Annotated in this window: 19 protein-coding genes and 1 pseudogene; 10 read left to right on the forward strand and 10 right to left on the reverse strand. The window is 74.4% G+C overall.

Annotation, left to right across the window (positions count from 1 at the left end; translation table 11 throughout):
* The first annotated feature begins 26 nt into the window (after positions 1–26).
* Positions 27–2,060 carry a flavin monoamine oxidase family protein gene (locus tag ACZ3ZD_RS00780; RefSeq protein ID WP_467392066.1) on the forward strand — a complete coding sequence of 678 codons (2,034 nt, stop codon included), beginning with the start codon at positions 27–29 and terminating at the stop codon, positions 2,058–2,060.
* A gap of 16 nt (positions 2,061–2,076) precedes the next feature.
* Here the strand turns inward: ACZ3ZD_RS00780 and ACZ3ZD_RS00785 are convergent, their stop codons facing one another.
* The gene (locus tag ACZ3ZD_RS00785) at positions 2,077–3,720 is read right to left on the reverse strand and encodes a DNA repair helicase XPB (RefSeq protein WP_467392068.1); all 1,644 of its coding nucleotides are present in this window, start codon (positions 3,718–3,720) and stop codon (positions 2,077–2,079) included.
* A gap of 126 nt (positions 3,721–3,846) precedes the next feature.
* Positions 3,847–6,543, reverse strand: a complete 2,697-nt coding sequence (locus ACZ3ZD_RS00790) for a helicase-associated domain-containing protein (RefSeq protein WP_467392070.1) — start codon at positions 6,541–6,543, stop codon at positions 3,847–3,849.
* A gap of 97 nt (positions 6,544–6,640) precedes the next feature.
* Between ACZ3ZD_RS00790 and ACZ3ZD_RS00795 the strand changes: the two genes are divergently transcribed.
* Together ACZ3ZD_RS00795 and ACZ3ZD_RS00800 are read left to right on the forward strand one after the other, a co-directional pair.
* Positions 6,641–7,639 carry a hypothetical protein gene (locus ACZ3ZD_RS00795; RefSeq protein ID WP_467392072.1) on the forward strand — a complete coding sequence of 333 codons (999 nt, stop codon included), beginning with the start codon at positions 6,641–6,643 and terminating at the stop codon, positions 7,637–7,639.
* Positions 7,640–7,809: 170 nt separating this feature from the next.
* Positions 7,810–8,457: an HAD family hydrolase gene (locus tag ACZ3ZD_RS00800; protein WP_467392074.1), complete on the forward strand. Its 648-nt coding sequence runs from the start codon at positions 7,810–7,812 to the stop codon at positions 8,455–8,457.
* On the opposite strand, the gene ACZ3ZD_RS00805 is transcribed toward ACZ3ZD_RS00800, so the two are convergent.
* A complete protein-coding gene (locus ACZ3ZD_RS00805) occupies positions 8,421–8,684 on the reverse strand; it encodes a hypothetical protein (RefSeq protein WP_467392076.1) in 264 nt (87 codons plus the stop codon). The genes ACZ3ZD_RS00800 and ACZ3ZD_RS00805 overlap by 37 nt on opposite strands.
* A 116-nt stretch (positions 8,685–8,800) precedes the next feature.
* Here ACZ3ZD_RS00805 and ACZ3ZD_RS00810 point away from each other — a divergent pair, with 116 nt between their 5' ends.
* Complete coding sequence (locus ACZ3ZD_RS00810; protein WP_467392078.1) at positions 8,801–9,184, forward strand: cold-shock protein; 384 nt, start codon at positions 8,801–8,803, stop codon at positions 9,182–9,184.
* A gap of 38 nt (positions 9,185–9,222) precedes the next feature.
* Here ACZ3ZD_RS00810 and ACZ3ZD_RS00815 read toward each other — a convergent pair whose 3' ends face one another.
* The 4 genes from ACZ3ZD_RS00815 to ACZ3ZD_RS00830 all read right to left on the reverse strand — a co-directional run bounded on the left by ACZ3ZD_RS00815 (position 9,223) and on the right by ACZ3ZD_RS00830 (position 12,765).
* Positions 9,223–10,074, reverse strand: a complete 852-nt coding sequence (locus tag ACZ3ZD_RS00815; protein ID WP_467392080.1) for a 1,4-dihydroxy-6-naphthoate synthase — start codon at positions 10,072–10,074, stop codon at positions 9,223–9,225.
* Positions 10,064–10,828 carry a futalosine hydrolase gene (locus ACZ3ZD_RS00820; protein ID WP_467392082.1) on the reverse strand — a complete coding sequence of 255 codons (765 nt, stop codon included), beginning with the start codon at positions 10,826–10,828 and terminating at the stop codon, positions 10,064–10,066. Before ACZ3ZD_RS00820 ends, ACZ3ZD_RS00815 begins: the two co-directional genes overlap by 11 nt.
* The gene (locus ACZ3ZD_RS00825) at positions 10,801–11,274 is read right to left on the reverse strand and encodes a DUF2771 domain-containing protein (protein ID WP_467392084.1); all 474 of its coding nucleotides are present in this window, start codon (positions 11,272–11,274) and stop codon (positions 10,801–10,803) included. The genes ACZ3ZD_RS00820 and ACZ3ZD_RS00825 overlap by 28 nt, the downstream gene beginning before the upstream one ends.
* A gap of 90 nt (positions 11,275–11,364) precedes the next feature.
* Positions 11,365–12,765: an MFS transporter gene (locus ACZ3ZD_RS00830; RefSeq protein WP_467392086.1), complete on the reverse strand. Its 1,401-nt coding sequence runs from the start codon at positions 12,763–12,765 to the stop codon at positions 11,365–11,367.
* 268 nt (positions 12,766–13,033) lie between these two features.
* On the opposite strand from ACZ3ZD_RS00830, the gene ACZ3ZD_RS00835 reads away from it, so the two are divergent.
* Positions 13,034–13,960 carry a DUF3027 domain-containing protein gene (locus ACZ3ZD_RS00835; RefSeq protein ID WP_467392088.1) on the forward strand — a complete coding sequence of 309 codons (927 nt, stop codon included), beginning with the start codon at positions 13,034–13,036 and terminating at the stop codon, positions 13,958–13,960.
* Between the two features lie 10 nt (positions 13,961–13,970).
* On the opposite strand, the pseudogene ACZ3ZD_RS00840 reads toward ACZ3ZD_RS00835, so the two are convergent.
* A pseudogene (locus ACZ3ZD_RS00840) lies at positions 13,971–14,376 on the reverse strand (ATP-binding protein); the annotation flags it as partial.
* A 117-nt stretch (positions 14,377–14,493) separates the two neighbouring features.
* Between ACZ3ZD_RS00840 and ACZ3ZD_RS00845 the strand changes: the two are divergent.
* Positions 14,494–15,339, forward strand: a complete 846-nt coding sequence (locus ACZ3ZD_RS00845) for a helix-turn-helix domain-containing protein (RefSeq protein WP_467392090.1) — start codon at positions 14,494–14,496, stop codon at positions 15,337–15,339.
* Positions 15,336–15,638 carry a DUF397 domain-containing protein gene (locus ACZ3ZD_RS00850; RefSeq protein ID WP_467392092.1) on the forward strand — a complete coding sequence of 101 codons (303 nt, stop codon included), beginning with the start codon at positions 15,336–15,338 and terminating at the stop codon, positions 15,636–15,638. Before ACZ3ZD_RS00845 ends, ACZ3ZD_RS00850 begins: the two co-directional genes overlap by 4 nt.
* On the opposite strand, the gene ACZ3ZD_RS00855 is transcribed toward ACZ3ZD_RS00850, so the two are convergent.
* Entirely contained in the window at positions 15,635–17,260 is a 1,626-nt protein-coding gene (locus tag ACZ3ZD_RS00855) for an alkaline phosphatase D family protein (protein ID WP_467392094.1), read from the reverse strand. The genes ACZ3ZD_RS00850 and ACZ3ZD_RS00855 overlap by 4 nt on opposite strands.
* 141 nt (positions 17,261–17,401) lie before the next feature.
* Here ACZ3ZD_RS00855 and ppk2 point away from each other — a divergent pair, with 141 nt between their 5' ends.
* Together ppk2 and ACZ3ZD_RS00865 are read left to right on the forward strand one after the other, a co-directional pair.
* Positions 17,402–18,421, forward strand: coding sequence for a polyphosphate kinase 2 (gene ppk2 / locus ACZ3ZD_RS00860; protein ID WP_467392096.1), 1,020 nt, complete (start codon positions 17,402–17,404; stop codon positions 18,419–18,421).
* Positions 18,422–18,436: 15 nt separating this feature from the next.
* The gene (locus ACZ3ZD_RS00865; RefSeq protein WP_467392098.1) at positions 18,437–19,399 is read left to right on the forward strand and encodes a YihY/virulence factor BrkB family protein; all 963 of its coding nucleotides are present in this window, start codon (positions 18,437–18,439) and stop codon (positions 19,397–19,399) included.
* Positions 19,400–19,442: 43 nt separating this feature from the next.
* Here the strand turns inward: ACZ3ZD_RS00865 and ACZ3ZD_RS00870 are convergent, their stop codons facing one another.
* Positions 19,443–19,934, reverse strand: a complete 492-nt coding sequence (locus ACZ3ZD_RS00870) for a hemerythrin domain-containing protein (protein WP_467392100.1) — start codon at positions 19,932–19,934, stop codon at positions 19,443–19,445.
* A 135-nt stretch (positions 19,935–20,069) separates the two neighbouring features.
* Between ACZ3ZD_RS00870 and ACZ3ZD_RS00875 the strand changes: the two genes are divergently transcribed.
* Positions 20,070–23,231 (forward strand): sacsin N-terminal ATP-binding-like domain-containing protein, encoded by a 3,162-nt coding sequence (locus ACZ3ZD_RS00875; protein ID WP_467392102.1) that lies wholly within the window; start codon positions 20,070–20,072, stop codon positions 23,229–23,231.

Raw genomic sequence — 23,231 nt, forward strand, 5'->3', positions numbered from 1 at the left:
GGCCGACGGGCCCGTAGAAGTGCGTCATGACCGAAGATCACCAGGCGGGCGCCGGCAACGGCGGCCTGACCAGGCGCACGCTCACGGCCGCCGCCGGTACCACCGCCGCGGCCACTGTCCTCGCCAGCGCCGCCGGCACCGGCCCCGCCGGCGCGGCCGCCCCGCCCGTCCAGGCACCCCCTCGGGCCCCCGCCCCGGCGGCCCCCGCCGCCCGGGGCGCCGACCACGCCCGCTGTCTCGCCGTCGCCCGCGCCCTGCTCGTCGTGGACTCCGGCGACCGGCCCCTCGTCCCCGGCTACCGGCAGGTGCTCAAGGACGGCCTGCCCCGGGGACGGGCGAGCCGGCCCAAGAGCGTCCTCGTCATCGGGGCGGGCCCGGCCGGCCTCGTCACGACGTGGCTGCTGCGGCGGGCCGGACACCGCGTGACCCTCCTGGAGGCCAACGGCAACCGGGCGGGCGGCCGCATCAAGACGTTCCGCACCGGCGGCCACGAGCAGGCCCCGCAGCCCTTCACCGACCCCCACCAGTACGCCGAGGCCGGCGCGATGCGGCTGCCCGGCAGCTACCCGCTGGTGATGGACCTCATCAGCCAACTCGGACTGAAGAAACGGCCGTTCTACTACGTCGACGTCGACGCGGGCGGACGTCCCGTCGCCCACACCTGGATCCACGTCAACGGCATCCGCATGCGCCGCGCCGACTACGCCCGCGCGCCCCGGCGCATCAACCGCTCCTTCGGCGTCCCGCGCGCCCACTGGGACACACCGGCCGCGACCATCCTGCGCTCGGTGCTCGACCCGGTGCGCGACGAGTTCAGCACGGTCGGCCCCGACGGCAGGCGGACCGACAAGCCGCTGCCCGAGCGGGTGCGCGGCTGGGCCCGGGTGATCCAGCGCTTCGGCGACTGGTCGATGTTCCGCTTCCTGACCGAGCACGCGGGCCTGGACGAGCGGACCGTCGATCTCGTCGGCACCGTCGAGAACCTCACCTCACGGCTGCCGCTGTCCTTCATCCACAGCTTCATCGACGCCTCCCTGATCAGCCCGGACACCGCGTTCTGGGAGCTGGAGGGCGGCACCGCCGTCCTGCCGGACGCCCTGCTGGCCAAGGTCCGCGACAGCGTGCGGTTCGACCGGCGGGTCACGCGGATCGAGTACTACGACCACGGCCGCGCCGGCGGCGACACACCGCACGTCCACGCCCGGGGGCCCCACGTGTGGGTGGACACCGTCTCCGAGGGGCGCGGGGGACCGGTCGTACGGGAGCAGTTCACCGCCGACGCGGCCGTGGTGACCGTGCCCTTCTCCGGCCTGCGCCATGTGCAGGTCAGCCCGCCGATGTCGTACGGCAAGCGCCGGGCGGTCACCGAACTGCACTACGACAGCGCGACCAAGGTGCTGCTGGAGTTCAGCCGCCGCTGGTGGGAGTTCGACGAGGCCGACTGGAAGCGGGAGCTGCACCGCATCGACCCCGGCCTGTACGACGCCTACCGCACCGGCCGCACCCCCGGCGACGGCCGCCTGCTCGGCGCTCACCCCTCGGTCCCGCCCGGCCACATCACCCCCGGCCAGCGCGTGCACTATGCGGCCAACCGGGCCGTCGCCCGCGACCAGCCGGAAGCGGCCGGTGTCGTCGGCGGCGGCTCGGTGTCGGACAACGCCAACCGGTTCATGTACCAGCCGTCCCACCCGGTGCCGGGCAGCGACGGCGGGGTGGTCCTCGCCTCCTACAGCTGGGCGGACGACGCCACGCGCTGGGACTCCCTGGACGACGACGCCCGCTATCCGCACGCCCTGTGCGGCCTCCAGGAGGTCTACGGCCAGCGGATCGAGGTCTTCTACACCGGCGCCGGCCGCACCCAGAGCTGGCTGCGCGACCCCTACGCCTACGGCGAGGCGCCCGTCCTCCTGCCCGGCCAGCACACGGAACTGCTCCCGTCCATCCCGACCCCCGAGGGCCCGTTGCACTTCGCGGGCGACCACACCTCGGTGAAACCGGCGTGGATCGAGGGCGCGGTGGAGTCCGCCGTGCGCGCCGCCCTGGAGGTCCACACGAGGTGAGCCGCGCCGGGGGCGCTCAGCTCTCGGCCAGGATGTCGTCCGCGTCCACGATCCGGTAGGCGTACCCCTGCTCGGCCAGGAAGCGCTGCCGGTGGGCGGCGAAGTCCTGGTCGAGGGTGTCGCGGGCGACGACCGAGTAGAAGTGGGCCTGGTGGCCGTCGGCCTTGGGGCGCAGCACCCGGCCGAGCCGCTGGGCCTCCTCCTGCCGGGAGCCGAAGGTGCCGGAGACCTGCACGGCGACCGTGGCTTCGGGCAGGTCGATGGAGAAGTTCGCGACCTTCGACACCACCAGCACGCTGATCTCGCCCTCGCGGAACGCGTCGAAGAGCTTCTCGCGCTGCGCGTTGGAGGTCTCGCCCTTGATCACCGGGGCGTTCAGGTGCTCGCCCAGCTCGTCCAGCTGGTCGATGTACTGGCCGATGACGAGGATCTGCTGCCCGGCGAACCGGCGCACGATCGCCTCGGTGACCTTCCGCTTGGTCGCGGTGGTCGCGCAGAACCGGTACTTCTCCTCCGTCTCGGCGGTGGCGTACGCCAGCCGCTCGGCGTCGGTGAGGTTCACCCGGACCTCGACGCAGTCGGCGGGCGCGATGTAGCCCTGCGCCTCGATCTCCTTCCAGGGCGCGTCGAACCGCTTCGGCCCGATGAGCGAGAACACGTCCGACTCGCGCCCGTCCTCGCGCACCAGCGTCGCCGTCAGCCCCAGCCGCCGCCGCGCCTGGAGGTCGGCGGTGAACTTGAACACCGGCGCGGGCAGCAGGTGCACCTCGTCGTAGAGGATCAGCCCCCAGTCCCGGGAGTCGAACAGCTCCAGGTGCGGGTAGACGCCCTTCCGCCGGGTCGTCAGCACCTGGTAGGTGGCGATGGTGACCGGCCGGATCTCCTTCCTGGTGCCGCTGTACTCGCCGATCTCGTCCTCGGTCAGCGAGGTCCGCTTCACCAGCTCGTGCTTCCACTGCCGGGCGGAGACGGTGTTGGTGACGAGGATCAGCGTGGTCGACTTCGCCTGGGCCATGGCCCCGGCCCCGACCAGTGTCTTCCCGGCGCCGCAGGGCAGGACGACGACCCCGCTGCCGCCGTGCCAGAAGTTCTCCACGGCCTGCCTCTGGTACGGCCGGAGCGCCCAGCCGTCCTCCAGCAGGTCGATCGGGTGCGCCTCACCGTCGACGTACCCGGCGAGGTCCTCGGCCGGCCAGCCCAGCTTCAGCAGCGTCTGCTTGATCTGCCCGCGCTCGGAGGGGTGCACGACGACGGTGTCCGGGTCGATCCGGGCGCCGACCAGCGGGGCGATCCGCTTGGACTTCAGCACCTCCTCCAGCACCGGCCGGTCGGTGGTGGTGAGGACGAGGCCGTGCGCGGGGTGCTTGGAGAGGGTGAGGCGGCCGTAGCGGTCCATCGTCTCGGCGATGTCCACGAGCAGCGCGTGCGGCACCGGGTACCGGCTGTACTGCACCAGCGCGTCCACGACCTGCTCGGCGTCGTGGCCGGCGGCCCGCGCGTTCCACAGGCCGAGCGGGGTGACGCGGTAGGTGTGGATGTGCTCGGGTGCCCGCTCCAGCTCGGCGAAGGGCGCGATGGCCCGCCGGCAGTCGTCGGCCCGCTCGTGGTCGACTTCGAGGAGCAGGGTCTTGTCGGACTGGACGATCAGCGGACCATTCACGCGCGGCACACCCTTCCATAACGGCCAAACGTCCAGTGTGCCTCATTCGCCCGGGGCGCTCCACGGTCACGAGAGGCCGCGCGGCCCCGGGAGGCCGGGGGACGGCCGGGGGCCCCGGAGCGGGTGTCAGTCGTCCGTCAGCTCCGCGACCCCGGTGATCCGGTGCAGCGGGTAGGTGCGCACCTCGTCCGCCGTGTGGTCGTACGCCGTCACGAAGCCGCCCTCCACCCGGACCGGGGCGATGACCCGCTGGCTGGCGGCGCCGTCGGCGTTGACGTAGCCGATCCACACCGAGTCGCCGGTCAGGACGGCGGCCTGCATGGTGGCCAGGGTGTCGGCGGCGGAGGTACGGGGCAGCTCGCCGCCCGCCAGGGGGTCGCCGACGGGCTTGCGCGGGGCGGTGGCGGCCAGGTCACCGGCCCGGATCGCGCGGATCGCCGCCGCGAGCAGCGTGGCGTCGGGCGGCGGCGGGCCGTCCGGCACCGGCTCGGGCGCGGTGCGCGGCGGGCTGCGGTGGGCGTGCGCCCGGGTGATCAGGACATCTCCCTCGGCGGACTCGGCGGCGGGCGCGTACCCCATCGCGCGCAGCCCCTCCAGCAGCGTCGCCGGGTCGGTCTGCGTCGCCAGCACGGTCGGTGCGAGGCGGCGCAGGCGCAGGGCGGCGGCCCGCTTGTCGGCGAGGATCTCGTTCAGCAGCGCGTCGTCGTCGCACCGGACGTACGCCGAGGCCGCGCCGACCCGCAGCCGGCCGTGCCGGCGGGCCACGTCGTCGATCAGGTAGGCGAGCGGCTGCGGGACCGGGGTGCGGGAGTGCTCGGCGAGGAAGGCGTGCAGGTCGGTGGCGGTGCGCCCGGCGTCCAGGGCGCGGCGGACGGAGGCCGGTGTGAACCGGTACACGGTCGCGCCGCCCTTGGACTCCACGTCCGCGAGCACCCCGAGCATGTCCGCGAGCGGCCGTCGCAGCGGGCCGGGCGCGACCGCCGTCAGGTCCGCCTGGAGCAGGACGTGGTCCAGCGGCTCCGGCAGCAGCGGCGCGAGCAGCCGCGCCGCGGCGGCCCCGGCGACGGCCTGCTCGGCGGCGGAGAGGGGTACGAGCCGCTCGGGCGCCCGGTGATGATGCACCGGAAGCTTGTCCCCGGGCCCGGCGGGCGGCTCGGAGGGCTCGCCCCCCGGCCCGGCGTGCCCGGACGCGCCGCTTGCCGGCGCGGGAACGCCGGCCGGCGTGGGGTGGCCGGGCTGAGCGGTCGCGCCCGCCGGAGTACGGCCGCCTGTCCCCTCCGCGCCGCCGGTCTGCACGTGACCGCCGCCCGCGGCGGGCCCCCCGGGCTTCCCGGCCGGCGGTGCTTCCAGCAGCGCGCGGCCGTGGGCCGACAGTGCGCCCCGCCCTGTGACGCCCAGCAGTTCCGCCTCCGACAGGGTCCAGCGGGCCAGTCGGGAGCGCAGGTCGTCGTCGCCGCCTTGCTGGGCACCGCGCAGCGGGTGTTCCCAGCGGAGCCGGGCCAGCACCGACGCGGCGTCCGGGGCCGCGCCCCGCGGCAGCCCGGCCAGCAGGGACAGCACCCGGTGCCGTACCTCGGGTGCGGCGGACCGGTCCAGGCCCGGGCCGAGCGCCGACAGGCTCCGGTCCTTCGCGTCCCGCCCGCCGACCAGCCCCGGCGTCCGGGTGGCCGCCAGCCACGCCTGGGCGAGCCGGGACCAGCGCTCGGCGGGCGGCAGCTCCAGCCACTCGTCGTAGCCGGGGGTGGCCGCGTACCGCTCGTCGGCCTCGCCGTCGGAGGCGATGAGACCGGCCGCGTAGGCCAGCTCGGTCCAGAAGGCGGCGACCGGCTCGGAGACGTCCAGGGCCACGGCGGTCCGCTTCAGGTCGCGGACGCTCAGCCCGCCCGCCCGCAGCACCGCCGGGCCGCCCTCGTCCCAGTCCTTCAGCAGCTCCTCCACGGTGGCCAGCGCGGTGTACGCCTGTCCGGCCGCGGTGGCGTCCACCACCTGGGGGCTGTGCGTCGCGGCCGGCGCCACGGCGGGCGGCAGCGGCTCCGGCGCCCGGTGGGCGCGGCCCTCCCGCAGGTGCAGGGCGACCTCGCGGGGCAGCACGACCGTGCCGGGCGCGGTCGGCAGCAGCAGGCCGCGGTCCAGCAGCCAGCGCAGGTGCGCCGCCGGGTCCGCCGTGACCTGCCCGTACGGCGGCCCCCACACCAGCCGGGACAGCACCTCGCGGGACGCCTCCGGGGCCCCGGCGAGCAGCTTCGCCATCTTCCCGCGGTGGGTGAACAGCCCGGTCAGCGCGGTCACGGCGGACACCGTGTCGTGTGTCGACGGCAGCCCGGCCGCCGTCACGATGTCCTGGATCCGCCCCGGCGACATGCCCGAGGCGGCCTCCTGCACGGTCGGTCCGAGACCGGTCGGCGACGGGTGCTGCGGCGACGGCGCGAGCAGCTCGCGGGCGGTCCGCACCAGCCGTAGCCGGTCGTCTCCGCCCCACACCAGCGCCTGGGCGCGCAGGGTGCCGAGGGCCCGGGGCAGCGCGCCGGCCACCGTCTCGTCCCCGGCGTCCCCGGCCATCAGCCCGAGCAGGGTGTCGTACGACGCCGGGTCCGGGGCCACGGCCAGCGCCTCCGCCGTCTGCAACGCGAACCGGTCCAGCCGCTCCAGCGCCCGCAGCACCGAGGCCCGGGTGCCGGCGCGGGTGGCGAGCTGGGTGAGGTCGGTGGGGACGGGGGTGATGAGGTCGGGGCGGCTGCGCAGCAGCGCGGCCAGGGACGCGTCGTCCCGCGCGCGGAGCGCCTCCGCGAGGGACCGAGGGGCTGAGGGGGCCTCGGGGCTCATCCGGCCAACGTTAGCGGACTTCCCCTCGCCGGGGGCGGGCGCGGAAAGCGGTACCGTCCTCACCGGGGTATCAGTCGGCGCACCCCGGAGGGGTTCCGTGGGGATCGAGAGCGACCAGGTCGTCTACGAGTATCTGAGCCGCGTCGGGGACATCGCTCAGCAGCGGCAGCTGCCGTCCGCGACCCGGATGCGGCTCGTGTCGGAACTGCGCAACGAGATCGACCGGCACCGGGCGCAGACGACGGTGGACTCGCCAGCCGCCGTCCGCCGCATCCTGGACCGCCTGGGCAGCCCGGACGAGGTGGTCACGGCGGCCGGCGGCACCGGGGGCGGCCCGCAGCCGCCCCCCACCGCTGTGCCCGCCCAGCCCTCCCCGAGGGAGCGCGCGCCGGAGCCCGCTGAGCGGCAGCGGGCCAGGGGACTGCGCCGGGTCGTACCGCGCCCGCGCCCCGCCGAGCCGGAACCGGCCGCCCCGCGCGACACCGCGGCGCCGCCGCACCTGGCGCCCGCCCACGAACTCGGGGACGGCACGGCACCGCCCGACTGGTGGCGGACCGGCGGCCCGCTGGGCGACACCGACCCGGTGCCGGGGTTCGTCGGCGGGGTGGAGATCCCGGAACTGCTCAGGCGCCCGCCGCGGGAGGCCACCGAGAAGGCCGGGCAGGCCGAGAAGGCGGAGCCGGCGGCCGAGGCCGTGGAGGCCGTGCCGGAAGCCGTGCCCGTCCGGCGCCGCCGCCTGCTGCCCGCTCCCGCCGCCGGCTGGTCCAACCCCCTCCTGCTGCTGGCCGCCGCCGCCCTGGTCGCCGGTGCCGTGCTCGGCAACTGGTTCGCGCTGCTGCTGGGCTGGGCGATCGCCTACGGGTCCCGGCGGCTGACGGCCGCGGAGACCAAGTGGGCCGTGATGGTCCTGCCCGGCACCGCGGTCGCGGCCGGTCTGCTCTGGCTGTGGGGCCGCGACACCGGCCGCTGGGGCGAACCGATCGCCCAGGGCCACCTGAACGCCGCGGTCGGCGAGACCTGGCCGTGGGTGGTCAGGGGCGCGGCCCTGGCCTCGGCGACGTACCTGGTCTGGCGCTCGCAGAGGAGGGCCGGCTAGGTCCTTTCTTTCGGATCAGGTCGGCCGGGGTCAGGGGCGCGGGGAACTGCGCGACCGGCCGACCAGGCGTCCAGCCGTCCAGCCGACCAATCGGCCAGGCGCCCGCACCCGCGATGCCACCGTCACCTCCACGACGCGATCCGGCCGGACCCCCGGAGGGACCCGGCACAATGTCCCCCATGGCCTCCTCCACCCTCACCGTCGGTTTCGACCTGGACATGACCCTCATCGACTCCCGCCCCGGCATCCACGCGTGCTACACGGCGCTGGCCGAGCGGACGGGCACGTTCATCGACGCCGACCTGGCGGTGACCCGGCTGGGCCCCCCGCTCGCCCAGGAGCTGGTCCACTGGTTCCCGGCCGAGGAGGTGCCGGCGATGGCCGGTCTGTACCGGGAGATGTACCCCTCCATAGCCATCGCCGCGACGCCGGCGATGACCGGCGCCCGGGAGGCGATCGACGCCGTGCGCGCGGCCGGCGGCCGGACGATGGTGGTGACGGCGAAGTACGAGCCGAACGCCCGGCTGCACCTGGAACACCTCGGCATCGAGCCGGACGTGGTCGTCGGTGACCTGTGGGCCGAGCAGAAGGCGGCGGCGCTGCGCGAGCACGGCGCCGGCGTGTACGTCGGCGATCACGTCGGGGACGTCCGCGGGGCCCGGGCGGCAGGTGCGTTTTCGGTCGCGGTGGCGACCGGCCCGTGCCCGCCGGAGGAGCTGCGGGAGGCCGGCGCGGACGTCGTGCTGACCGCCCTGTCCGACTTCCCGGGGTGGCTCACCGGCTACCGCGGGGCACCCGGCGCCGCCTTCCTCGCCTGACGCCGTCCGGCGGCGACGGACCGCAGGACACCGGCCCCGGCCACCAGGAATCCGACGGCCATGAGCATGCTCAGGCCGTACATGTAGGTCGGAAAAGGCCGCGTTCCGAAGAACAGCGGGGTCACGGTGACGAGGGTGGCCACGGCACCGATGAAGAACACGACCGCACCGGCGCGGATCAGCCGATCACCGGGCGCGGCGGAATTCGTTTGGGTTTTGTCACGCACCGGACCAGGGTAGTTCCCTGCCCGAGAGAACAACCGGCGGACGTCTTGTCACCCGCCCCAAGACCATTAGCCTTGGCTGAGCAGTTTTCCCGACGAGTACGAGGACGAGGACAGACGTGCCTACCGGCAAAGTCAAGTGGTTCAACAGCGAGAAGGGCTTCGGCTTTCTCTCCCGCGACGACGGCGGTGACGTCTTCGTCCATTCCTCGGTTCTCCCCGACGGCGTCGACGCGCTGAAGCCGGGACAGCGCGTGGAGTTCGGTGTGGTCGCCGGTCAGCGCGGTGACCAGGCCCTTTCGGTGGTCGTGCTCGATCCGACCCCGTCGGTCGCCGCCGCCCAGCGCAAGAAGCCGGACGAGCTGGCCTCGATCGTGCAGGATTTGACGACTCTTCTCGAAAACATCACGCCGTCGCTGGAGAAGGGCCGTTACCCGGAGAAGGCGTCCGGCAAGAAGATCGCCGGCCTGCTCCGCGCGGTCGCCGACCAGCTGGACGTCTAGGGCCGGCGGAACCCGCCGAAGCCGTCACGCCGGACCCGTCAGGGAAACGCGAGCGCGTCCGGGCCGAGGGGTGGTACGAGCCCCTCGGCCGCCGCACGCGTGAGCAGCCCGCGCACGGCCGCGTAGCCGTCCTCGCCGAGGTCGGCGGTGAACTCGTTGACGTACAGCCCGATGTGCTGGTCGGCGACGGCCGGGTCCATCTCCTGGGCGTGCGCCATGACGTACGGCCGGGAGGCCTCGGGGTCGTCCCAGGCGGCCCGTACGGAGGCCCGGACGGCGTCGGCGAGCCGGTGGAGGGTCTCGGCGCCCAGCGACCGCCTGGCGATGATCGCGCCGAGCGGGATCGGCAGCCCGGTGGTCCGCTCCCAGTGCTCGCCCATGTCGGCGAGCTTGTGCAGCCCGTAGTCCCGGTAGGTGAACCGGGCCTCGTGGATGACCAGGCCCGCGTCCACCTTGCCGTCCCGCACGGCCGGCATGATCTCGTGGAAGGGCATGACGACGATCTCGCCGACCCCTCGGCCGGGCAGCACGTCCGCGGCCCAGAGGCGGAACAGCAGGTAGGCGGTCGACGTCTCGCTGGGGACCGCGACCGTGCGGCCCGTCAGGTCGGCGTCCGGCTCCCGGGTCAGCACCAGCGGCCCGCAGCCCCGCCCCAGCGCACCGCCGCAGGGCAGCAGCGCGTACGTGTCGAGGACGTACGGCAGGACGGCGTACGACACCTTCAGCACGTCGGACTCGCCGCGCTCGGCCATGCCGTTGGTGACGTCGATGTCGGCGAAGGTCACGTCCAGCGCGGGGGCGCCGGGCACGCGGCCGTGCGCGAGGGCGTCGAAGACGAAGGTGTCGTTCGGGCAGGGGGAGTACGCGATCTGCAGGGGCTCAGTGCTCATGGGGGTTCCAACTCTCCAGTGCGGGCGCGAGCTTCCCGAAGCCGTCGGTGAGGGCGGCGAGGGCGTCCCCGATGCGCCAGGCGGCGCGGTCCCGGGGGCCCACCGGGTTGGAGACCGCGCGGATCTCCAGCACGGGCACACCGTGCGCGGCGGCCGCCTCCGCGACCCCGAAGCCCTCCATGCCCTCGGCGAGCGCGCCGGGGTGCCGGGCGCGCAGGGCGGCGGCGCGGGCGGCGGTGCCGGTCACGGTGGAGACGGTCAGGATCGTGCCGGTACGGGCGCCGGTGGCCTCGGACACGACTCGTACGAGCGATTCCGGCGGGCGGTGGGTGACGGTGCCGAAGCCGAGCGCGGTGACCGGGAGGAAACCGTCGGCGGTCTCCGCGCCCAGGTCGGCCACGGTGATCGCGTCGGCGACGACGAGGGAGCCCAGGGGCGCCCCGGGCGGGAAGCCGCCGCCGATGCCGGCCGAGACGACCAGCCGGTAGGGGCGGCCGGCCAGCGCGGCGGCGGTGAGGGCGCTCGCGGTGCCGGCGGCGGCGAGCGCCGGGCCGACACCGGCGGCGAGCAGGTCCAGGCCGGCGGCCGTACGCAGCAGCGAGCCGCCGGGCAGGCGTACCTCCACGGGGGCCGCGTCCTCGGGCGGTGCGGGCAGCGCCCGCGCCACCGCGTCCCGCTCGGCGGGGACGGCGGTGGCGACGAGGACCGGGAAGGGGGTCGTGGTGCTCAGGCCTTCTTCAGCTTGAAGGTCCACAGGCCCTTCTTCGCCTTGTCGTCGCCCATCTGGATCGCGAGCGTGTTGGTCTCGCCCTGCGTGCCGTACTGGACGTTGAAGAACACGCTGCTCGGGATCGTGCGGTACGTCTCCTTGCTGAGGTCGCTGGCCGGGCGGCCGTTGACCAGCACCACCCAGCCCGCGTCAGCGATCTTCGGGTCGACGCCGATGCGGACGGTCTGGTCCTGGCCGACCTTGATCGACTTGGCGTCGGCGGCCTTCTTGACGCACTTCGTGAGCGACGCGGCGTCCAGCGCCTTGCCGTCGTTGTAGCAGAGGGCCTCGGCGTTGACCGAGTCCCGGCCGACGGTGATCGTCGCGACGGGCGTCGGCTTGTCGCAGGCAGACAGGACGAGCAGTCCGGCGGAAACGGCGCCGGCGACGGCGACGGCGCGGCGGCGTCGCACAGATTGCAGCGTGGTCATGGCCGAAGGCTATCGGGCCCCCGTGGCCGTCCGCCCACGTGGGGTGCGGCGTGCCCGGTTCGTTACGCCGGTCGACGGCCCTGGCCGGCCTCAGGCGGGCTGCGGCCGGGCCCGGCCGCCGTGCCGGGCGGAGGCGAGCAGCCCCCTCAGCGTGCCCAGCCAGCCGAGGGCCACGAACGCGGCGCCCACCAGCAGCCCGACCGTCCCGTTCAGCGGCATCACGATGCCGACCGCGCCGCCGAACACCCACGCCATCTGGAGCAGCGTCTCGGAGCGGGCGAACGCCGAGGTGCGCACCAGCTCCGGCACGTCCCGCTGGATCAGCGCGTCCAGCGCCAACTTGGCCAGCGCCTGCGCGAACCCGGCGACCGCGGCCAGACAGGCCACCAGGAACGCCCCGAAGAACACGGCGGCGACGACCGCGACCCCCAGCACGACGGCGACGACGGTCACGATGATGACCTCCGGGGCGCGGGAGCGCAGCCAGGCACCCACCGCCGTGCCCAGCGCGTTGCCCGCGCCCGCCGCGACCCCCACTATCCCCAGCGACACCGCCGCGCTCTCCCCGGTCAGCGGGTGCTCGCGCAGCAGGAAGGCGAGGAAGAAGATCAGGAAGCCGGACAGGCAGCGCAGGGCCGCGTTGGCGCCCAGCGCGTGCGTGACGGCCGGCCCGACCGTGCGCAGCCCGGGCCGCTTCACCTGCCCCCGGCACGGCCCGCGCAGATGCTGCTCGTCCGCCGCGAGCAGCGCGACGTCCTCGCCCTTCGCCGAGTCCACCCCGGGCGGCAGGGAGAACGACAGGAACGTACCGGCAGCGAAGATCACGAAGGCGCCGTACAGCGGCCACGGGTCGCCGAGCGCGTGCAGGGCCGCCCCGACCGGCGCGGCGGCACCGGTGGCCAGCAGCCCGGCGAGGGTGACCCTGGAGTTCGCCTTCACCAGCGAGAACCCCGGCGGCAGCAGCCGCGGTACGACGGCACTGCGCACCACGCCGTACGCCTTCGACGCCACCAGCACGCCCAGCGCGGCCGGATACAGCTCCAGGCTGCCGCTCGCCACCGCCCCGGAGATCACCAGCGCCAGCAGCGCCCGCGCCAGCATCGCCCCGGCCATCGCGGCCCGCCGCCCGTGCGGCAGCCGGTCCAGCAGCGGCCCGATGACGGGCGCGAGGACGGTGAAGGGGGCCATGGTGATGGCGAGGTACAGGGCGACCCGCCCGCGCGCCTCGTCCGTTGGCACCGAGAAGAACACCGTGGACGCCAGCGCCACGGTGACCATGACGTCCCCGGCGCCGTTCACCGCGTGCAGCTCGATCAGCTTGCCCAGGCCCGACTCGCCCGCGCCGTGCGCGTGCGTCGCCTTGCGGATGCCCCGCGCCGCACCGGTGACCGGGAGGTGCAGGGCACGGCCGACCGCGCGGACGGCGCCGCCCACCCGGCCCGCACCGCCGCCCCGACCACTCGCCCTGTCCGCGGCTGCCACGACGTTCATAGTGCCCCGAGATGCCGCCGGATAGTGCGGACACGGCGCGCGAGGCGGCGTACGGCCCCGGTACGGCCCAGGCGGGAGGGCGGGTGGGAAATTCCACGAATCCCGTCCGGTGTAGCGTGCCTATCTCAGCCATAACGCAGAATGGATGGCAGAGGTGCGCCCAGGCGCGCGGATGCAGACGTCGATGCGGTCCCCAGGTCCGCTCCGTCGGCGAAACCGCCTAAGGCAGCCGCACTCGACGAGACGGCGTAGGAGAGAAGCGATACCTGTGAGCGCAGCGACCACGCGAAGCCGCACCCCCGACCGCCTGTGCGCCGAGGCCGTCGACCTCGCCCGCGCCGCCGCCGAGGAGGCCGCCGCTCCCGGCGTGGTCGGCGAGCACGCCGGCCTGGTGTCCGAGGGCGACCGCGTGGTCACGCACTTCTTCGAGTGCGGGGAACCGGGCTACCGGGGCTGGCGCTGGGCCGTCACGGTCGCCCGCGCCTCCCGCGCCAAGATCGTCACCCTGGACGAGGTCGTCCTGCTGCCCGGCCCCGACGCCCTGCTCGCCCCCGAGTGGGTCCCCTGGAGCGAGCGCCTGCGCCCCGGCGACCTCGGCCCCGGCGACCTGCTCCCCACCGACCAGGACGACCTGCGCCTGGAACCCGGCTACACGGGCGAGGAGGAGCCGCCGCCGAGCGCGCTGGTCTCCGAGGGGATGCGCGAACTGGCGGAGGCCGAGGACGCCGACGTCACTCCCGGCACACCCGCCGTCCAGCCCACGATCCCCTCACGCGGCTCCATCGCCTCCGTCGCCGAGGAACTGGGCATGCGCCGCGCGCGCGTCCTGTCCCGCTACGGCCTGCACACCGCCGCCGACCGCTGGGAGGAGGCGTTCGGCCCGAAGACCCCGATGGCCCAGGCCGCCCCCGCCTCCTGCGTCAGCTGCGGCTTCCTCAGCCCCATCGGCGGCTCCCTCGGCCAGGCCTTCGGCGTCTGCGCCAACGAGTTCTCTCCGGCCGACGGCCGCGTGGTCTCGCTGGCCTACGGCTGCGGCGGCCACTCGGAGGCGGCGGTCATGCCCAAGCCCCCGCAGCCCGCCCCGCCGGTCATCGACGAGACCCGGGTCGACCCGTTCCCGCTCCGCCCGGCCCGCGACTCCGGCTCCGTCCCCGACACCGGCGACGACGAGACGGCGGAACTCGGCCACTCCTGACCCCGCACGCGCACCTCGGCCCACACCGTCTTGCGCGGCGACCGTCCGGGCGCCGTACCCCAGCGTTCCGCCAGCGCGTCCACGAGGAGCAGCCCCCGCCCGCCCTCGGCGTCCGGCGCGGGCTCCACGGCCCGCGGGAGGCGGTCACCTCGCGTGTCGGTCACCTCGACACGCAGCGTGTCCCCGACGGCGTAGATCGTCAGCCGGAAGTCCCGCCCGGCCACGCGGCCGTGCGTGGCGGCGTTCGCGGCCAGCTCGGCCACGATCAGCTCCGCCGGTTCCAGGGGGAGGCCCCACCGGCGGAGTTGCTCCCTCGCGAGCAGCCGGGCCAGCCGGGCGCCCCTGGGGGTCGAGGACAGGCGGACCGTGAAGTGCGGGACGGGGGTGGAGATGTGGGTGGAGATTTCCTGGTTCACATCACTCAGAGTGGCGGGGACTGCTACCTGTGAACAGTGACGGACGGGTTGCGTAGGGTCACTGTCCGTCGCTTGTCCTGTGGTGTCTGGACCTGTCGACAAGGGGGTGGTCCCGGGGTGAGTGAGGAAGAGGAGCCGGGGTGGGAGGTCGAACCCGATGACGAGTGGGGCGTAGCGGTCATCGCGACGGTCGGCCGCCAGTTGCGGCTGCGCCGCGAGGCGCTGGGCATGCGGGCGGCGGACTTCGCCCGGACGGTCGGCTACAGCGAGGACATGGTCTACAAGATCGAGTCCGGCAAGCGGATCCCGCGACCGGAGTACCTCGACAAGGCGGACAAGCTTCTGGACGCGGGTGGGTTGCTCGCCGCGATGAAGGAGGACGTGGAGAAGGTCCGCTATCCGAAGAAGGTTCGGGCGTTGGCGGAGCTGGAGGGCAAGGCGGTTGAGCTACAGCTCTACGATCCCCTGAACATCCACGGGCTCTTGCAGACGCCGGAGTACGCGCGGGCGTTGCTGCAGATGCGTCGGCCTTCTTACACCGACGACGTGGTGGAGCGAGGCGTTGCGGGCCGAGTCGCGCGGAAGTCCGTGTTCGACCGAGACCCCGCGCCGGAAATCAGCTTCATCCAGGATGAGTGGTCGCTGCGCCGCCCCCTCGGGGGTAGGAAGGTGCTGCGTCAACAACTGGAACACCTCTTGCAGCTCGGTCAGTTGCGCAACGTCGAGATCCAGGTGATGCCGATGGACCGTGAGGAGCACGCCGGAGTGGCGGGTGGGATCGAGGTGCTGAAGTTCGCTGACGGTTCGGCAGTCGGCAGGTCTCCTGCGGTGGCCAACGGCCGCCGGGTGGAGGACCCGAAGCACCTCCGTATCCTTGAGCTGCGCTATGGCATCATCCGGGCCCAGGCGCTCACTCCGCGCGAGTCGACGTCCTTTATCGAGCAACTGCTGGGGGCAACATGATCCGCTGGTTCAAGAGCAGCTACAGCAGCAGCAGCGAGGCCGACTCCTGCGTCGAAGTGGGCCTGGACTGGTACAAGAGCAGCTACAGCAGTGGCCCCGACGGTGACTCCTGCCTCGAAGTGGGCCTGGACTGGTACAAGAGCAGTTACAGCAGCAGCAGCGAAGGCGACTCCTGCGTCGAGGTCGCCCCCACCCCCGCCACCATCCACATCCGCGACTCCAAGCAGACCGGCGGAGCCACTCTCACCGTCGCCCCTTCCACCTGGACGGAGTTCGTCTCGTACGCCGCCCGGCGCTAGCCGGTGAGGCTCGTCTCGTGGACCGTGTCGAGGCGTGGCTCCTTGCCGGTGACCTCCAGGCGCAGGTGGGCCGAACGGCCCCGCAGCGTCAGCGTCATCAGCTGGTTGCCGAACCACGGTCCGCCCCGCTTGCGCCACCGCACCGGCAGCCGCGCACAGCGGCCGTGGCGGGCCAGCACGCGGCCGAGGAGGCGGGCCGGTGCGCTCCAGCCCGCGCGGAAGCCGACCCGCATCGCCGGCGGTACGGAGTTGTGGACCGGTGAGCAGGTGAGCTGGACGACGGGTATGCCGAGGTCGCCGGAGCGCCAGGTCGCCTCGGCGACGTACCCGTGGTGCACGTCCCCGGACAGCACGTACACGCCGGCCGGGGCGCCCGGCGCCGCGGCGACGTCGGCGATGAGGCCGGCGAGGTCGGCGAAGGAGCGCGGGAAGGCCGCCCAGTGCTCCAGGTCGGCCCGGCGGCGCAGCCACTCGCCGAAGCGGGCCCAGCGGTCGCCGCGTTCCCCGGCGCACAGGGCCGCGTCCCAGCTCTCGGTGTCGTGCACCAGGTGGGGCAGCAGCCAGGGCAGGGAGGTGCCGATGAGGAGGTGGTCGTAGGCCCCCTCGTCGGCCAGGACCTGTTCGCGCAGCCAGGCGTCCTCGCCCGCGTCCAGCATGGCGCGCCGGCCCTCCTCCAGGACCCGCGCGGCCCGGGAGTCGACCATCACCAGCCGGACCCGGCCGAAGTCGCGCCGGTAGCTGAACCGGACGGTGGCGGAGTCGGCGTCGGCCTGTTCGGCCAGGGCGCGCAGCGCCTTCGTACCGTCCGGGGTGGCGCGTACGGCGGCCCACGTGGGGTCGTCGGCCAGTTCGGCGGGGGAGAGGTTGCCCAGGTGCTGGTGGACCCAGTACGACATCAGGCCGCTCAGCAGGCGTTCCTGCCACCAGTCGGTGGTGCGCATGTCGGCGAGCCAGGAGGCGGAGGTGTTCCAGTCGTCCACGATGTCGTGGTCGTCGAAGATCATGAAGCTGGGCACGGTCGACAGCAGCCAGCGCACCTCCGGGTCGAGCCAGGACTCGTAGTAGAGGTGGCAGTACTCCTCGTAGTCGGTGACCTGGGCGCCGGGCGGCCGGTCGAGGTCGCGGCGGCCGGCCAGCCAGCGCCGGGTCTCCTCGGACGTCTCGTCGGCGTACACCTGGTCCCCGAGGAGCAGCAGGACGTCGGGGCGCTCGGCGCCGGGATCGGCCGCCAGGCGGGTGGCGAGGGTGTCGAGGGCGTCGGGGCCGACCGGGTCCGTGCCGTCCGCCGGGGGAGCGGCCCAGCGGCACGAGCCGAAGGTGACGCGGACGGCGTCGCCGGTGCCGGGCGTGCGGATGACGGAGGGCGGGAAACGGGAGTCGGGCAGGGGCCACACCGGGGTGTCGTCCAGGAACACCTCGTAGGAGGGCGAGGTGCCCGGTCGCAGTCCGGTCACCGTGACGAGCGCGTAGTGGTGCCCGGCCACCTGGAAGGTGGCCGCCGAGCCGGCCGCGCCGTCGGAACAGGACACCCGCACCGTGCAGGGCCGGCTCGCCTCGACCCACACGGTCGCGCGGGCGCCGTCGGTGTACCTCAGCAGCGGTCCCAGGCGTAGTTCGGGCATGTGAGCGCCTTCCTGTCTCGCACGGCACGGAGGAACGGACCCCAGCGACGGTACAGGCGTCTGGGACCGGGCTGGGCGGGCACGTGGGAGGAGACCGGGGTGGGCCCGGCCCCGGCGGGGCCGAGACGGAGAGGCGGTGGCGTGGCCGAGCACGAGCAGGCGACGGAGGCGGCGGGGACCCGCGGCCAGGTGCGCGAGGACGACCTGCTGCGCGGGTTCGAGGTGGACGACCGGCAGCCGGAGCGGCCGGTGCTGCTGGACGCCGGCGGCCGGCCCGTCGAGACCTGGCGGGAGAACCACCCCTACGACCACCGGGTCGGCCGGCGCGCCTACGAGCGGGACAAGCGGATCCTGCAGATCGAGCTGCTCAAGCTCCAGCGCTGGGTGAAGGAGACGGGGCAGCGGCTCGTCGTCGTGTGCGAGGGGCGGGACGCGGCCGGCAAGGGCGGCACCATCAAACGGTTCACCGAGCGGCTCAACCCCCGGGGGGCCCGCGTGGTCGCGCTGGACAAGCCGACCGAGCGGGAGGCCGGTCAGTGGTACTTCCAGCGGTACGTGACGCACCTGCCGGGCCGCGGCGAGATGGTCTTCTTCGACCGGTCCTGGTACAACCGGGCCGGTGTCGAGCGGGTCATGGGATTCTGCTCCGAAGACGAGTACCGGCAGTTCCTGCGGCAGGCCCCGCTGTTCGAGCGGCTGCTCACCGACGACGGCGTGCTGCTGGTGAAGTTCTGGTTCTCGGTGTCCCGCGCCGAGCAGCGCACCCGGTTCGCCATACGGCAGGTCGACCCGGTGCGCCGCTGGAAACTGTCCCCCACCGACCTGGACTCCCTCGACCGCTGGGACGACTACACGGCGGCCAAGGTCGACATGTTCCGGGCGACCGACACCGCGCACGCGCCCTGGACGGTCGTGAAGAACAACGACAAGCGGCGGGGCCGGCTGGAGGCGATGCGCAGCCTCCTGGACCGCTTCGACTACCCGGCCAAGGACCACCAGGCGGTCGGCACCCCCGACCCGCTGATCGTCGGCGCGGCGGACACCCTGCTCGAACCCGGTGAGGAACCCACCGCCCTGTCACCGACCCCGCTGGCCGGCCCCGGCGGCGGACCCGGCAACCACCCGGAGCCCGCGCCGCCCGCCGGCCACGGCACCCGGTGAGGAGGGGCACCGGCCATGGGCACGGTGGTGCACGTCCCGCAGACGCGGGACATGATCGGGGACGAGCTGTCCGGTGACGAGGCCTTCACCGCGCTGCGGCGCTACGGCGGCGTCCGGCTGCTGCTCGACGCCTTCTCCCGGTTCCGCTACGCCGACGGCTTCACCAACGCCCGCGCCCTCGGCTTCCAGATCGTGCTGGGCATGGTGCCCTTCACCATCGCGCTCGTCGGGCTGGCCACCGCCGCCCACACGGAGAGCATGGGCCGGATCATCGAGCTGACCCTCGGCAGGATCGTGCCCGGCGCCAGCGCCGACGTGATCCGGGACGCGCTGCGGGGCACCCGCCGCACCGCCGGCTCCGGCCCCTGGAGCACCGTGGCGCTCTGCCTGGGGCTGGCCTTCTCCGTGCTCAACCTGGCCTCGGCCATGGGCCAGGTGGAGCGCGGCGCCAACCGGATCTACGGCATCGAACGGGACCGGCCCTTCCCGCGCAAGTACGGCAGGGCCCTGCTGCTCGCCTTCGCCGCCGGTGTGCCCATGGTCCTGGGGTTCCTGGTGCTGGTCGCCGGCCACGCCGTGACCGCCGCGACGACCGAGGCGCTGGGCACGCCCCGGGCCCCGGCCTGGTTCGGCGCCCTGGAGGTGCCCGTCGGCACGGTCCTCGCCTGGATCGCCTCCGCCGTCGTCTTCCGCTGGTCGCCGCGCCGGAACCAGCCCGGGTACACCTGGCTGGCGTTCGGCTCCGCCGTCCACCTGGTGCTGTGGGTCACCGCGACCTGGCTGCTGACGCTCTACGTCTCCCGCAGCGGCTCCTTCGGCGCCGTGTACGGGCCGCTCACGGCCTTCGTCGCCCTGCTGCTGTGGGCCAACCTGACCGGGGTCGCCCTGTTCCTGGGCATCGCGTTCGCCGCGCAGCTGGAGGCGGCCCGGGCCGGCCTCGGCCGTGCCGTACGGCCGGATCCCGGGCCGGGCCCCTGAGGGCCCGGCACCGGCGCGGGGTCAGGACTCGACGATCGCGGGGTCAGGACTCGACGATGCGGCGCACGTTGTCGAGGGAGCCGCAGCCGTTCTTCAGCTGACGCTCACGCTCCTCCCAGAACTGCGCGCCCAGTTCCTCGCGCCGCTCCATGGCCACGTTCTCGCGGGCCCCGTTGAGGATGGTGCGCTCCTCCTCGTCGGCGTGGTGGGTGACGGCCTCCACCAGCGCCTCCAGCTTCTCGTCCCACTCCTCGGAGCCGACCTCCTCGACCTGGAGGAGGTCCAGGAGGGCCTGGTTGCCCTCGTCGTGCTCGTGCTCGCCGTGCTCGACCTCCTCGTCGTCGATGTTCTTGTACCGCTTGAGGGCGGGGTAGACCTTGGCCTCCTCGGCCAGCGCGTGCGCGACCAGCAGATCGGCGAACTCCTCCAGCGCGGCGGTCCGGTCGGCTTCCACGCTGCGCATCAGCCGGAACAGATCCTCCATACGCCGGTGGTCCCGGAGGATCAGCTCGACGACGTCCTGTGTCTCGGGCATGGCAGGGCACCACTTTCGTGCGACGGCACCTTCGTGCCAACGGATGGGTCACTACCGCATACCCTCCCCGTCCGCGTTGATTGCTTCACGGCAGCGCGCTGTACCTTCGGTCTCACGTCGTAGAGGAGAGTCAACGTGACCACCAAGTTCGTGCGGCCGGCGGCCGAGGGCGCCGACCCCTTCGGCACCGCCCGGCTGCGCCGTGGCGTGCTCGACGCCTGGGCGACCAGCCCCGCCCGGTTCCGGGAGGACGCCAACGCCGAGGAGGACCTGGTGCTCGGCGGGTACCGGGACCGGCTCGTCGTGGAGCTGGCGCAGAACGCCGCCGACGCCGCCGCCCGCGCGCACGTGCCGGGCCGGCTGCGGCTCACCCTCCGCGACGGCGTCCTCGTCGCCGCGAACACCGGCGCCCCGCTGGACGCGACCGGTGTCGAGTCGCTGTCCACGCTGCGGGCCTCCGCCAAGCGGGACGCCGAGGCGACACACAGCGCCGTCGGCCGGTTCGGCGTCGGCTTCGCCGCCGTCCTCGCCGTGACCGACGAACCGGCGATCGTGGGCCGGCACGGAGGCGTGCGCTGGTCGCTGGCCGAGGCCCGGGAGCTGGCCTCCGACGTGGCCCGGCACAGCCCGGGCCTCGGCGACGAGGTGCGGCGCCGGGACGGGCACGTGCCCCTGCTCCGGCTGCCGTTCCCCGCCGAGGGCACCGCCCCGGAGCCCTACGACACCGCCGTCATCCTGCCCCTGCGCGACACCGCCGCCGCCGACCTCGCCGAGCGGCTGCTCGCCGGCCTCGACGACGCCCTGCTCCTCGCCCTGCCGGGACTGACCGAGGTCGTCGTGGAGATCGGCGACGCGGCCCCCCGCACGCTCGTCCGGCGCACCGACGGCGCCTTCACCGTCGTGGAGGACTCCCGCGCCGGCATCACCCACTGGCGTACCGCGTCCGCCCACGGGCCGCTCACCCCCGACCTCCTCGCCGACCGGCCCGTCGAGGAACGGCTGCGCCCGCACTGGTCGGTCACCTGGGCCGTACCCGTCGACGCCTACGGCGCCCCGGCCCGCCCCCGCACCACCCCCGTGCTGCACGCCCCCACCCCGAGCGACGAACCCCTCGGCCTGCCAGCGCTGCTCATCGCGTCCTTCCCGCTGGACACCACCCGCCGGCACGCGGCCCCCGGCCCGCTCACCGACTTCCTGGTCCGGCGCGCGGCCGACGCCTACGCCGAGCTCCTCGCCACCTGGCGGCCGGTGAGCGAGGGGATCATCGACCTCGTGCCCGGGCCGCTGGGCAAGGCGGAGCTGGACGGGGCGCTGCGGCAGGCCGTGCTGGAGCGGCTGCCGCGCACCGCCTTCCTGCCCCCGGCCGCCGAGGCCGACGGCGACGACGGGCTGCCGGAGGCCCTGCGGCCCCGGGACGCCGAGGTCGTGGAGGGCGCCGGGGCCGACACCGTACGGGTGCTCGCCGAGGTGCTGCCCACCCTGCTCCCGGCCGGTCTCGAACGACGCGTGGAGCTGCGCACCCTCGGGGTCGCCCGGCTGCCCCTCGCCGACGCCGTCGACCGGCTCGCCGGGCTGGAGAAGGACCCGCAGTGGTGGTGGCGGCTGTACGACAGCCTCGCCGGGGTCGACCCCGAGCGGCTGTCCGGGCTGCCCGTGCCGCTGGCCGGGGCCCCCTCCCAGGGGTTCGGCTCCGGGGGCGGACGGACCACCATCGGACCCCGGCAGGTGCTGCTGCCCACCCCGGACGGCACCCGCATCGACCCGGACGTGCTGGGCCGGCTCGGGCTGAAGGTGGCCCACCCGGACGCCGCGCACCCGCTGCTGGAGAAGCTCGGCGCGCTGCCCGCGACCCCGCGCGCGGTGCTGACCACCCCGCAGGTGCGGGCCGCCGTGGCCGCCTCCCTGGAGGACGACGGCGGCCTCGCCTGGGAGGAGGACGCCCCGGACGCCGAGGAACTGGCCGACCTGGTGCTCGCCCTCGTGCGGGACGCCGGCCTGGAGCCGGGGGAGGAGCCCTGGCTGGGCGCGCTGGCCCTGCCCGACGAGGACGGGGAAGTCGCCCCCGCCGGTGAGCTGGTGTTCCCCGGCAGCCCCTTCGCCCGGGTCATCCGGGAGGGTGAACTCGCCGCCGTCGACGCCGAGCTGGCCGAGAAGTGGGGTGCGCAGCCGCTCGCCGCGTGCGGGGTCCTCACCGACTTCGCGCTGGTCCGCGCCACCGACGTGGTCCTCGACCCCGACGAACTGGAGCCCCGGGACGGCGACTACGCCGAACCCGACGACCCCGGCCTGCTGGACGCCGTCGACGTGTGGTGCGAGGACATCCTCGACCGGTTCCCGGACACCCCGGTGCCGCCGGTCGCCACCGAACTCGTCGCCGTGCGCGACCTGGACCTGGTGGACGACGACCACTGGCCCGAGGCGCTCGCCCTGCTGGCCCGGCCGCCGCTGCGGGACGCCCTCACCCAGCCCGTGCGGATCCTGCTCCCCGACGGCACCCACGAGGTCGTACGGCCGTACACCGCGTGGTGGCTGCGCGGGCACCCGGTGCTCGACGGGCGGCGCCCGGCCGGGCTGCTCGCGGCCGGCGGCGAGCAGCTGCTGCGCGGCCTGTACGACGAGGCCGACGCCACCGGGTTCGGGGACGAGCAGGTGCTGCGGGCCCTCGGCGTGCGCACCTCGGTCGGCGCGCTGCTGGACGAGCCCGGCGGGGCCGCCGAACTCCTGGACCGGCTCGCCGACCCGGACCGCCCGGTCACCCCGGCCCAACTGCACGGCCTGTACAGCGCGTTGGCGGAACTCGACCCCGGGCGGGTGACCCTCCCCGACGAACTGCGGGCCGTGGTGGACGGGCGGGTGGAGGTCGTGGACGCCCAGACGGCCGTCGTGGTCGACTCGCCGGACCTGCTGCCCTTCACCTCCGGTGTGCCGCTGCTGCCGGTCCGGCCCGCGCGGGCCGCCGAACTGGCCGAGCTGTTCCAGGTGCGGCGGCTGAGCGAGTCCGTCACCGGCGCGGTGGACTCCGAGGGCAGCGAGCACGACGTACCGGAAGCCGTGCGGGTGCTGCTCGGACCGCGCACCCCCGGGACGTACGTCGAGCACGAGGAACTCGTCGTGGACGGCGTCGGGATCGACTGGCGGCTGACCGGCGACGGCGTGCTGCACGCGGCCACCCTGGAGGGCGTCGCCGCGGGGCTGGCCTGGGCGGCCGGGCAGTGGCCGCGCCGGTTCGAGGTGGCCGCGCTGCTGGAGGACCCGTCCCGCACGGAGGAACTGGCCCGGGACCGCTGGTTCGACTGA

The sequence above is a fragment of the Streptomyces sp. NPDC023481 genome, assembly GCF_055560195.1.

Coding starts and splice junctions, on each gene's coding strand:
- ACZ3ZD_RS00870 (WP_467392100.1), bottom strand. CDS start 19,934: ATGCCCGAGACACAGGACGTCGTCGAGCTGATCCTCCGGGACCACCGG.
- ACZ3ZD_RS00830 (WP_467392086.1), bottom strand. CDS start 12,765: ATGAACGTCGTGGCAGCCGCGGACAGGGCGAGTGGTCGGGGCGGCGGT.
- ACZ3ZD_RS00825 (WP_467392084.1), bottom strand. CDS start 11,274: ATGACCACGCTGCAATCTGTGCGACGCCGCCGCGCCGTCGCCGTCGCC.
- ACZ3ZD_RS00855 (WP_467392094.1), bottom strand. CDS start 17,260: ATGCCCGAACTACGCCTGGGACCGCTGCTGAGGTACACCGACGGCGCC.
- ACZ3ZD_RS00865 (WP_467392098.1), top strand. CDS start 18,437: ATGGGCACGGTGGTGCACGTCCCGCAGACGCGGGACATGATCGGGGAC.
- ACZ3ZD_RS00780 (WP_467392066.1), top strand. CDS start 27: ATGACCGAAGATCACCAGGCGGGCGCCGGCAACGGCGGCCTGACCAGG.
- ACZ3ZD_RS00800 (WP_467392074.1), top strand. CDS start 7,810: ATGTCCCCCATGGCCTCCTCCACCCTCACCGTCGGTTTCGACCTGGAC.
- ACZ3ZD_RS00850 (WP_467392092.1), top strand. CDS start 15,336: ATGATCCGCTGGTTCAAGAGCAGCTACAGCAGCAGCAGCGAGGCCGAC.
- ACZ3ZD_RS00815 (WP_467392080.1), bottom strand. CDS start 10,074: ATGAGCACTGAGCCCCTGCAGATCGCGTACTCCCCCTGCCCGAACGAC.
- ACZ3ZD_RS00790 (WP_467392070.1), bottom strand. CDS start 6,543: ATGAGCCCCGAGGCCCCCTCAGCCCCTCGGTCCCTCGCGGAGGCGCTC.